This window comes from Streptomyces sp. A3M-1-3 (assembly GCF_024213665.1).
Lineage (GTDB): Bacteria > Actinomycetota > Actinomycetes > Streptomycetales > Streptomycetaceae > Streptomyces.
Genome location: NZ_JANAVP010000041.1, coordinates 44,092 through 54,206 on the forward strand (window position 1 = coordinate 44,092; position 10,115 = coordinate 54,206).

The 10,115-nt window shown below is 71.9% G+C and carries 8 protein-coding genes and 1 pseudogene; 2 read left to right on the forward strand and 7 right to left on the reverse strand.

Translation table 11 applies throughout. The annotated features are described in order from the left end of the window. Window positions 1–110 precede the first annotated feature (110 nt). The 6 genes from NLX86_RS31460 to NLX86_RS31485 are packed head-to-tail and all read right to left on the reverse strand — an operon-like array spanning window position 111 to window position 5,841. Complete coding sequence (locus tag NLX86_RS31460; protein ID WP_254375224.1) at window positions 111–1,112, reverse strand: proline racemase family protein; 1,002 nt, start codon at window positions 1,110–1,112, stop codon at window positions 111–113. Further along, entirely contained in the window at window positions 1,112–2,077 is a 966-nt protein-coding gene (locus NLX86_RS31465) for a dihydrodipicolinate synthase family protein (RefSeq protein ID WP_254375225.1), read from the reverse strand. The genes NLX86_RS31460 and NLX86_RS31465 overlap by 1 nt, the downstream gene beginning before the upstream one ends. After that, entirely contained in the window at window positions 2,074–3,609 is a 1,536-nt protein-coding gene (locus NLX86_RS31470; RefSeq protein ID WP_254375226.1) for an FAD/NAD(P)-binding oxidoreductase, read from the reverse strand. The genes NLX86_RS31465 and NLX86_RS31470 overlap by 4 nt, the downstream gene beginning before the upstream one ends. After that, window positions 3,606–3,941 (reverse strand): (2Fe-2S)-binding protein, encoded by a 336-nt coding sequence (locus NLX86_RS31475; RefSeq protein ID WP_254375227.1) that lies wholly within the window; start codon window positions 3,939–3,941, stop codon window positions 3,606–3,608. The genes NLX86_RS31470 and NLX86_RS31475 overlap by 4 nt, the downstream gene beginning before the upstream one ends. After that, window positions 3,938–5,173: an FAD-binding oxidoreductase gene (locus NLX86_RS31480; protein ID WP_254375228.1), complete on the reverse strand. Its 1,236-nt coding sequence runs from the start codon at window positions 5,171–5,173 to the stop codon at window positions 3,938–3,940. The genes NLX86_RS31475 and NLX86_RS31480 overlap by 4 nt, the downstream gene beginning before the upstream one ends. A gap of 59 nt (window positions 5,174–5,232) precedes the next feature. Next, entirely contained in the window at window positions 5,233–5,841 is a 609-nt protein-coding gene (locus NLX86_RS31485; protein WP_254375229.1) for an XRE family transcriptional regulator, read from the reverse strand. Window positions 5,842–6,092: 251 nt separating this feature from the next. Here NLX86_RS31485 and NLX86_RS31490 point away from each other — a divergent pair, with 251 nt between their 5' ends. Beyond that, on the forward strand, window positions 6,093–7,988 hold the full coding sequence (locus tag NLX86_RS31490) for a protein-arginine deiminase domain-containing protein (RefSeq protein WP_254375230.1): 1,896 nt from the start codon (window positions 6,093–6,095) through the stop codon (window positions 7,986–7,988). Between the two features lie 65 nt (window positions 7,989–8,053). Here the strand turns inward: NLX86_RS31490 and NLX86_RS31495 are convergent, their stop codons facing one another. After that, a complete protein-coding gene (locus tag NLX86_RS31495) occupies window positions 8,054–9,217 on the reverse strand; it encodes a magnesium and cobalt transport protein CorA (RefSeq protein ID WP_254375231.1) in 1,164 nt (387 codons plus the stop codon). Between the two features lie 161 nt (window positions 9,218–9,378). On the opposite strand from NLX86_RS31495, the pseudogene NLX86_RS31500 reads away from it, so the two are divergent. Beyond that, a pseudogene (locus tag NLX86_RS31500) lies at window positions 9,379–10,115 on the forward strand (winged helix DNA-binding domain-containing protein); the annotation flags it as partial.

The window sequence follows — 10,115 nt, forward strand, 5'->3', positions numbered from 1 at the left end:
GAAACGAAGGCGCCCGGCCGGGGTCGCTGTTGTGGGCCCGTGCGGGTGCTGCTGGTCGAGGACGACGACAACGGGGCGCTGTTCGTCAACCGGTCGTCGCCTCCACTTCGCTACAGCACGAAGCCGTGGGGGAAGGGATCGCTCGGGTCGAGGAGATAGTTCGCCGTGCCCGTGATCCACGCCCGGCCGGCGAACTCGGGCACGACGGCGGGCAGGCCGGCCACCTCGGTCGTACCGACCAGGCGTCCGGTGAACCTGGTGCCGATGAAGGACTCGTTGACGAACTCGGTGTCCAGCGGCAGTTCGCCGCGCGCGTGCAGCTGCGCCATCCTCGCCGAGGTCCCCGTGCCGCAGGGTGAGCGGTCGAACCAGCCGGGGTGGATGGCCATGGCGTTGCGGGAGTGCTTGGCATTCGAGCCGGGCGCCAGGAACTGCACATGCTTGCAGCCGCCGATCAGCGGATCCGCCGGATGAACCGGCCGTTTCAGCTGGTTCACCGCCCGCATGACCGCCAGGCCGGCGGCGAGAATCGCGTCCTTGCGCTGCCGGTCGAACGGCAGCCCGAGCTGCTCCAGTTCGACGATGGCGTAGAAGTTCCCGCCGTACGCCATGTCGTAGCGGACGGTCCCGAAGCCCGGGACCTCCACCGCCGCATCCAGCTCGGTGACAAACGCGTCCACATTGCGCAGAGTGACCCGCTCGGCCGAGCCGCCACGAACGGTGACCCGCGCCTCGACCAGCCCGGCGGGAGTGTCGAGACGCACCACGGTCTCCGGCTCGGTCACCGCGACCATCCCGGTCTCCACCAGCACCGTGGCCACCCCGATGGTGCCGTGTCCGCACATCGGCAGGAACCCGCTGACCTCGATGTAGAGCACGCCCCAGTCGGCGTCCGGCCGGGTCGGCGGCTGGAGGATCGCGCCGCTCATCGCCGCGTGCCCGCGCGGTTCGTCGACCAGGTACCGGCGCAGCGGGTCGAGGTGGTCCACAGCGTAGCGGCGGCGCTCGGCCATGGTGTCGCCGGGGACCGGCCCCACACCGCCGGTGACCACCCGGGTGGGCATGCCCTCGGTGTGGGAGTCGACAGCGCTGATGGTCCGGATCGAGTGCATCAGAGCGTCCGCTGCTGGAGGGCTGCTACGGCGCGGGACATGTCGGCCTCGACCTGCTCACGCTGGGCCGGTGTCAGCGGGCCGCGGGGCGGACGGCAGGCGCCGCCGAACCGGCCGACCTGCTCCATGCCGAGCTTGATGGCCTGGACGAACTCGGTGCGGGAGTCCCAGCGGAAGGCCGCGACCAGCGGTTCGTACAGCGCTCGCGCTTCCGCCGGCTTGCCGGAGGTGGCCAGTTCGAACAGCAGCGCCGACTCCGCGGGGAAGACATTCGGGAAGCCCGCGAACCAGCCGGTCGCGCCCATCAGCAGACTCTCCAGTACGACGTCGTCCGCGCCGCTGATCACCTCCAGGCCGGGCGCCCGCTCCCTGATCTCCAGCACCCGTCGCACGTCGCCGGAGAACTCCTTCACCGCGACGACGTTGTCGATCTGCGCGATCTCGGCGAGCAGGTCCGGGGTCAGGTCGACCTTGGTGTCGACGGGGTTGTTGTAGACCATCACCGGCAGGCCGACGGACGCCACGGCCTCGTAGTGCGCCAGGACCTCGCCCCGGTTCGCGCGGTACATCGTCGGAGGCAGGCACAGCAGCCCGTCGGCACCGTCCTGGGCCGCGGCCTCGGCCCAGTACCTGGCCTGGTGCGAGCCGGCGCCGTGCACTCCGACGACGACCGTGCCGGAGCCGCCCACCGCTTCGATCGCGGTACGGGCCACCGTGCGGCGCTCGGTTTCGGTCAGTGCCGCGTACTCGCCCAGTGACCCGTTCGGGCCGACGCCGTGGCAGCCCTGGTCCACGAGCCACTGGCAGTGCTCGGCGTAGCGGTCGTAGTCCACGGCGAGTCCGGCCGGCGCGGACGCCTTCTCGTAGTACGGCAGGGCGGTGGCCACGACCACTCCGCCGAGACCGTGCCGCTGCCGCTGGTCCCGTTGAGTGTCGCTCCGGGCGTCGCTCTGGGCGTCACTCATGGGTTGCTCTCCTCGGGTTTACGGGGCTTGGAGGCCGGCTCGGCAGCGGCGGCCAGTTCGCCGAGCCGGATGGGCTGGGCGATCGGCCGACGGTGTGGGGATGCCGGCGCCGACCCGTCGATGGGGACGTGCGGGGCGACGCCGCGCGGGCGCGCGCTGAGTTCGGCGACGGTGGGGCCGCAGATCCGGGCCTGGCACGGGCCGAGTCCGGCCCGTGTCTCCAGCCTGGCGACCCGCGGGCCCGCGCCGACCTGGTTGGCGGCCGCCCGGCAGAGCGCGGCGTAGTCGGTCTCCTCGCAGCGGCAGACGACGGTTTCCGGCCGCAGCCACCCGGACCAGGCCGCGCCGATCGGGTGTGCCCGGACCAGCCGCTCGGCGAAGGCCCGGCCCTGGTCCCGGCTGCGGCGCAGGTGCCGCAGGGCGGGGGCGGCCGGGTCACCGCCGCCGGCGATCCACCCGGCGATCGCACCCTCCGCCCGCGCGGCCGGGGCGCCTGCGATCCCGGTGATCTCCCCGGCGGCGTACACCTCGGGGACGCTGGTGCGCTGTTCCTCGTCCACGTCCACGAACTCGCCGTACAGGGGGCCGGGTCGGGCGGCGTACGGGGAGTCGTACGCGGAGCCGCGCAGTGCGCACCCGGCGGCGAACGGCAGCTCCAGCTGCGGGCTGAATCCGTGCGTGACGCACAATGCGTCCACCGCCGTGGTCCGCTCGCTGCCCGGCACCACCGACCAGTCGCGGCGCAGCCGCGCGGTGACGACCTCCTCCACCCGGCCCTCGCCGCGCGCTTCGACGACGGCCCGGCCAATCCGGTAAGGCACCTGATGGCGCACCAGGGTCGCTGTGTATGCGAGGAGTTCGCCGGACTTCCCCGCCTGCGCGGCGAGCTGCCACAGCCGCCGCGACCATCCCCGAGCTACGGTGGTGAGCGCGTTGGCCTCCAGTACCTCCAGTACCTGGGAGCCGGCCTCCAGCAGTGATGCGGCCACCGGGAGCAGAAACGGTCCGGTACCGGCGATCACCACGCGGTCTCCGACCACCACCCGCTCGCCCTTGGCCAGCGCCTGCGCGGCGCCTGCGGTGAACACCCCGGGCAGGTCCCAGCCGGGGAACGGCAGTACCCGGTCGTGGGCGCCGGTGGCGAGCACCAGTGCGTCCGGGGCGAGCACGTGGCGGCGCCGGCCGGCGCCATCGGCGGGGCCGCGCAGCACGTGCACCTGTGGCGGACCGGGCGCCGCGGGATCCGGGCTCTCCAGCGCCCACACCGCCGTCTCGGGCCACCAGGTACAGCGCGAGTGCGTCAGCACACGCCGGCGGCGCCGGTCGAAGGCGCGCCGGCCGTGCTGGAGCCGCTCCGGGCGGGCCGCGGCGTAGGCGTCGGGCAGCATGCGGTGGTACTGGCCGCCTGGCTGTTCCGACGTGTCGATCAGCGTCACCGTGGCTCCGGCGCTCAGCGCGGCCTCCGCCGCGGCCAGGCCCGCGGGGCCGGCGCCCACGACAGCGACGGCGACGGCGGGACGACGGGACGTCATCGCTCCTCCGTTCGCGGCGACTTCGCGCGGTCCGGGACTCGAGACTGAGTGGTCACCACATCGCCGTCCCGGGCCCGGCGGCGGCAGGCGCGTACGTCCCGCACGGCGTTGACCGTCACCAGACAGTCGAAACAGACGCCGATGCCGCAGAACACGCCGCGGGCGGCGCCGGAGGGTCCCCGGCGCCAGGCCACGCGGTCGGCCGCGAGCATCGCTCCCGCGATGCTCTGACCCGCGATTGCGTCGACGGGCTCGCCGTCGACGACGATCCGCAGCGGCCGGTCACGCCGCCCGGAGGCGTCGGACTCGGCGCGCACCAGCCTGGGGGTCATGCCGTGTCCTCACTCGGGGGGTGTCTCGTGGTGTGTCTGACGGGGTGTGCGGTGGCGCCGCCCAGCACTGCCGGGCGGTCCACACGGAACGCGCTCACGTCCATCTCCGTCGGCTGATTGAGCATCAGGTCCCGCAACAGCAGTGCGGTGCCCAGCGAAAGGCCGATACCGGCCCCCTCGTGGCCGGTGCTGTGCCAGAGGCCGGGGAGGCGGGGGTCGGCGCCGATGACCGGCAGATGGTCGGGAACGTAGGGGCGGAATCCGCCGTACGCGCGCATCACCGGGACGCCTGCCAGGCCGGGGAACAGCCGCAGCGCCTTGGCGGCGATCGCCGACAGAACCTCGGGGCGCAGCCGGTCGTCGAAGCCGGCCCGGCGGCGTGATGAGCCCAGCAGTACGCTGCCGGCCCGGGTGGACTCCACCACAGCCGAGGTCTGCAGCTCCTCGGCGCTGCTGCCGACGGCGCCGACGTAGTCGGCGTCGTAGACCTTGTGGAAGACGATGGGCGGCAGGGGAGTGGTCACGAGTACGTCGCCGCGGCGGGGCCGGACGTCCACGGGTGCCCCGAGCCGGGCGGCCAGCTCGCCGGACCAGGGGCCGGCGGCGTTGACGAACAGGTCGGCCTCGAGGAGGCCGGCCGAGGTGCGTACACCAGTGAGCCGACCGCCGCGGGTGATCGCCCCCCGTACCTCGCATCCGGTCCGCAGTGCCGCGCCGGCCGCTAGCGCGTCCGCGAGCAGGGCGACGGCCGCTCCGGCCGGCTGCACCTGGGCGTCCTCGGGGTAGTGGAGGGCGGCCGTGCGGTCACGGGTGACGAAGGGCTCGGCGAAGTCGAGCGCGACGGTGTCCAGGACTTCGGCCAGCACCCCCGCCTCGCGCTGGGCGGCGCCGAAGCGTGCCAGTCGCCGGGCTCCGGTCTCGGTGGTCGCGACGACGATGCCGCCCTTGGGCTCCCACTCGACGGCCTGAACCGCCTTGGCGCCGCGCGCCGAACGCTCGGCGATACCGGCGAGCACCTCGGGCCAGAGCCGACGGGACAGCTGGGCCAGCCGTAACTCCGGGCCGGGGCCCTTGTCGGAGACGAGTACGTTGCCCTCGCCGTGCGAGGTGGTCGCCGCGGCGGGACCGCCGCGGTCGACGATGGTGACGGCGAAGCCGGCCAACGCCAGTTCGCGAGCGCAGGCGGCACCGATGATCCCGGCGCCCAGCACTGCCACGTGCGTTCTGTTCATCGCACCCTCTCGTTCGCTTTACCGAACGAGGAGAAGCTAGGGCGGTGCCGGGATGTGTGTCAATGGTCAGGACTGGGCGCCGAGTGGGGCGTGCCGGGGTGCACGCCCCGGTCCGCTCGGTAGTGCAGCAGCAACACGGAGCGCACCGGTCCCCCCACCGCCAGGTATCCGTGTGGACGGGATGCGTCGAAGCCCACATAGTCGCCCGGGCCCAACTCCACCTCGCGCCCGTCCACCTGGACGCTCAGTCTGCCGGACTGCACGACGGTGTGCTCGGTCCCGACGTGGCCGAGCGACTCCTGCCGGCAACCCGCTCGAAACTGCTGGTCGTAGACCTCGAGAATGGTGTCGCGCGTCTCGATCCGCTGCAGCGGCCGCAGATCGACCCCCTCACCGGCGAGCACCTCGACGTCTTCGGCCCGCACCACGGTCAGGCCGCCGGGGGGCCGGGTGTCCAGCAGATCCGAGACCGGTATCTCCAACGCGCGGGACAGGCTGAACACCGTCTCGATGGTCGGGTTCCCGCTCCCGGACTCCAGCTGCGACAGCGTCGCCTTGCCGATCCTGGAGCGCCGTGACAGCTCGGAGATGGACAGCCCGCGCAGGGTCCTGGCCCGCTTGAGATTGGTCGCCAGCATCTCCTGGATCGAGCCGCCGTCGTTGCTCACACCGTTCACCTTCGCCAGCATCGTTCAGTTTACCGAACGGACTCTATTCGATACGCCGATCATCGTCGTCAGCTCGACAGTAACCGCAATCGCCCCGTCCGGGGCATGACGGGATGCGTGCGTCGCATCGCCCACGGGATGAATCCGGCGCTCGCAGGCAACTGATTCCCCGTCCCAGGCCTCTTCGGACTCGACAACCGAGCCTTGGGAAGGGACGCATCTTGGGTACGAGGCATGCGAGAAACACGGCAGTGGCGCTCACCGTGGTGGGGGCCGTACTGGCCCCCGTGGCACCGGCGTTCGCCGCGGATCCGCCCCGGGCGGACCTCCGGGCGGACCTCCGGGCGGACGTGAACCGGGACGGCGGGGTGGACGTCACCGGCGCGACCGACACCGCCGGTGAGGACAGCTGGTCGGCGGGGAGGGGAGCGGTCTTCCTCCCCAACATCGATGACGACACCAAGCGGTGCGCCGTCAAGGGCGCGAACGGCAGGCCGCTGCCCGACGCCAAGCTGGCCGCCTGCAACGACGCCGCCGACACCAAGGTGAACGGCTCCGGCGACGCGGCCGACCTGGCCCGCGTGCGTTCCGTACCGATGAAGAACCTGCCCGCCTCAGCGACGGGGACGCTGAAGGTCGTGGCCGCCGGCAAGAAGACGCGCGTCTTCGCCAAACGCTCCTCCGGCTGGACCTTGATGACGGCCAAGACCCGCCTGTCCGCCGCCGAGCTCCGCTCCGGAGTGGAGTTCGGGGTCGAGGGCACCGACGTGATCCGCGACAGCGCGGTCTGGGGCGGTCGCGCCGTGATCCGCCTGACCGTGACCTCAGGGGGAGAGATCACCTCGGACGACGTCACCCTGCGGGTCGCCCCGCTGCTCACCCACCACCACCTGCAGAAGGCACAGCAGTTGATGGTCACCAAGGTGGCGGGGAGGGACGACTACGCGCGTCGGCAGCAGGAGTTCGTCAAGGGCCTCGCAGCAGGGGTCAAGTCGGCCGGGATAACCAAGCCGCTGCTGACCTTCGACAAGTACGACGACATCTGGGCGCAGGACTTCGTCGAGCCCGGCTACGTGAGCATGGCCGGTCCCGGCGGGGGGCGGCAGGTGATGCGCGTGATGCTGCGGTCGGCGCAGCCGGACCGCGAGGCCGGCCGGGAACTCTTCGAGAAGCTGCGCGGCAAGGGCGTGGGTGTGGTCCAGGTGGCGGGGGTGCGCGACTCGGAGGAGTCGACCCTCAACTCGATGGGGAACCTGGAGACCATCCCTCCGTACACGCACGGCGGCCGGTCCTTCCCGGCCGGGCGCATCATCATGGGCGAGCGCAAGGACAACGGCTCCAAGCCCGCGAAGGCGATGCGGACGCTGCTGAAGTCCCAGGGCTTCCAGGACCCGCTGCTCCTGGACACCTCGTGGCTGCATGTGGGCCACGTGGACGAGTTCGTCCAGTTCCTTCCCGCGGACACCCCGCGGGGCTGGAAGATCGGCCTCGCCGATCCCGAAGCCGGACTGCGGCTGCTGCGCGAGGCGCAACAGGCCGGCCACGGCGGGACGCGGATGTTCTCGGTGCCGGGAAGCAGGGACATGCCCGCCCCCAAGGAGACCATCGACCAGGCGCTCGCCTCCAAGTGGCTGGTGGCCGACAACACCGTGGCCGCGCAGCGGATCAAGGCGAACCTGGCGGTACTCATGCGCGAGACGGGCGTGACCGAGGCCGAGGTCGTGCGGGTGCCCGCCCTGTACACGCGGGGTACGGAAGAGGGCGAGCGGGGCGATCGCATGCCGCGGCTCACGCGGATGGGCGCCGGCGAAGTACCGGACGTGGTCCGTGAGTACGGGCAGCAGGAACTCGCCAGGGACGACGGCCGAGGCGCGGCGGCCCCGGAAACCGTCATGACCAGCGCGTACGTCCCGGGCGCGGTGAACGGGATCGTGCTCGGCAGGAATCGCTACCTGGCCCCGCGGCAGTGGGGACCGGTCATCGGCGGCACGGACATCTTCACCGCCGCGGTGACCGCCGCGTACACCGGTGCGGGCATGAAGGTGTCGTACCTCGACGACTGGTACACGTACCACCTCGGTCAGGGCGAAGTGCACTGCGGCACGAACACGCTGCGCGATGCCACCGCCGCCTGGTGGAAGCCGTAGGCAGGTTTGTTTCTTGGGCCCGCACTCGCCGGTCACCGGCGAGTGCGGGCGCTGCCGAGGATTGCTCAGAGCCAGTCGCGGCGCTTGAAGATGACGTACAGGCTGACGCAGACGACCGCCATCAGCACGATCGCGAAGGGATAGCCGAAGGCCCACGTGAGCTCCGGCATCGTGTCGAAGTTCATGCCGTAGATCGTGCCGACCAGGGTCGGGGCGAAGAGGATGGCCGCCCACGAGGAGATCTTCTTGATCTCCTCGTTCTGCTCGAAGCCCGCCTCCGCCAGTGCCCGCATCTCCGCGTTCTGCTGCTGCGTCACCAGCGTCGCGTTCACCGTCAGGATCTCGGTCAGGGCCTGGCGGAAGCCGTCGACGCGTTCGCTCGTGTGCGTGACATGGTCGGCGACGTCGCGGAGGTAGCGCTGCAGCTCCTCGTCCGTGCCGTACTTCGCGAAGCCGGCCATCAGGCCGTGCAGCATCCCCACCAGCGGGCGGGTGGCGCGCTGGAACTCGACCATTTCGCGGGAGAGTTCGTAGATGCGGCGGGACACTTCCGGGTCGCCGCGGAAGACCTCGGTCTCGATCTCGTCGATGTCGACCTGTACGCCCTGCACGACCGGGAGGTAGCCGTCGACGACCGCGTCCAGGATCGCGTACAGCACCGCCTCCGGGCCCAGCGCCAGCAGCTCCGGCGCCTCCTCCATACGGCGGCGGACGCCGGAGAGGTCCGGGGCGGCGCCGTGCCGGACCGTGATCAGGAAGTCGGGGCCGACGAAGACGTGCAGCTCGCCGAAGTCGACCTCCTCCGCCGCGTCGAGGTAACGCGCGGCGCGCAGCACCACGAACAGGGTGTCGCCGTAGCGCTCCAGCTTGGGGCGCTGGTGGGCTTCGAGCGCGTCTTCGATGGAGAGCGGATGCAGGTCGAACTCGTCGGCCAGCGAGAAGAGTTCGGCCTCGGTCGGGCGGTGCAGGCCGATCCACGCCATACCGTCGCGCTGCTCGCGCAGCTGCCGGAAGGTCTCGGCGAGCGTGACGGGCGTGGAGACGCGCCGGCCGTCCCGGTAGAGCGCGGCCTGTACGACACTGCGGTGTTCGGCCGCCTGGACCTCGGCGGGCGCGGCCGGCGCCTCGGGCGCTGCGGCGGAGGCCGGGGGACCGGCCGGAGGTGCCGCCGGACGGCGCCATGCGTGCTTCTTCGGGGACAGCGGGGGACGGGCTCGTCGCTCCGGCATCGCAGGTCACCTCCCGGGTCGAACGTGCGTCGTATGGGGCGGCTGCTGTGTAGGGCCACGGAGCAGGATATCCGGATCAAGTGGCAGGGGCAGGGCGGCAGGGCGGCGGGGTCCGCCATTGAGGACAGAAGTCGTCCGCAAGGACGAGTAGCGTGCGGAGCATGGCCTCGAAGACGAATCCCGTACTCGGTACTCGCGCCCTGAACCGCGCCACCCTGGCGCGCCAGCTCCTGCTCGGCCGCGCCGCGATGACGGCCGAGGACGCCGTCGCGCACCTCCTCGGCCTCCAGGCGCAGAACGTCAAGCCGCCGTACTACCAGCTCTGGTCCCGGCTGGCGGGCTTCGACCCCGAAGAGCTGTCCGGCCTGATGAGCTCGCGCGCGGTCGTCCGTATCGTCTCCATCCGCTCCACCATCCATACCCACACCGCCGAGGACGCCCTCACCCTGCGCCCGCTGGTGCAGGCCGCGCGGGACCGCGAGCTGAAGATGTTCCGCAAGGGCCTGGCCGGGGTGGACCTGGACCGGCTGGCCACGCCGCGGCATGGTGGAGGAGCGGCCCCGCACGATGCAGCAGATCCGCGAGGCGCTGCTGAAGGAATGGCCGGACGCCGACCCGCAGTCCCTGGGCGTCGCCGCCCGGTGCCTGCTTCCCCTCGTACAGGTCACCCCGCGCGGCATGTGGGGGCGAAGCGGGCAGGTCACGCTCACCACCGCGGAGCACTGGCTCGGCCGCCCGTCCGCGCCCGCCCCGGCGCCCGACGAGACCGTACTGCGCTATCTGGCCGCCTTCGGGCCCGCCTCGGTCAAGGACATGCAGACATCCGTGGCCGGGCCGGTGCGCCGGGAGAGTACGGGGAGGACGCGGGGATGCGGGAGCTGGAGCGGATCACGGCTCG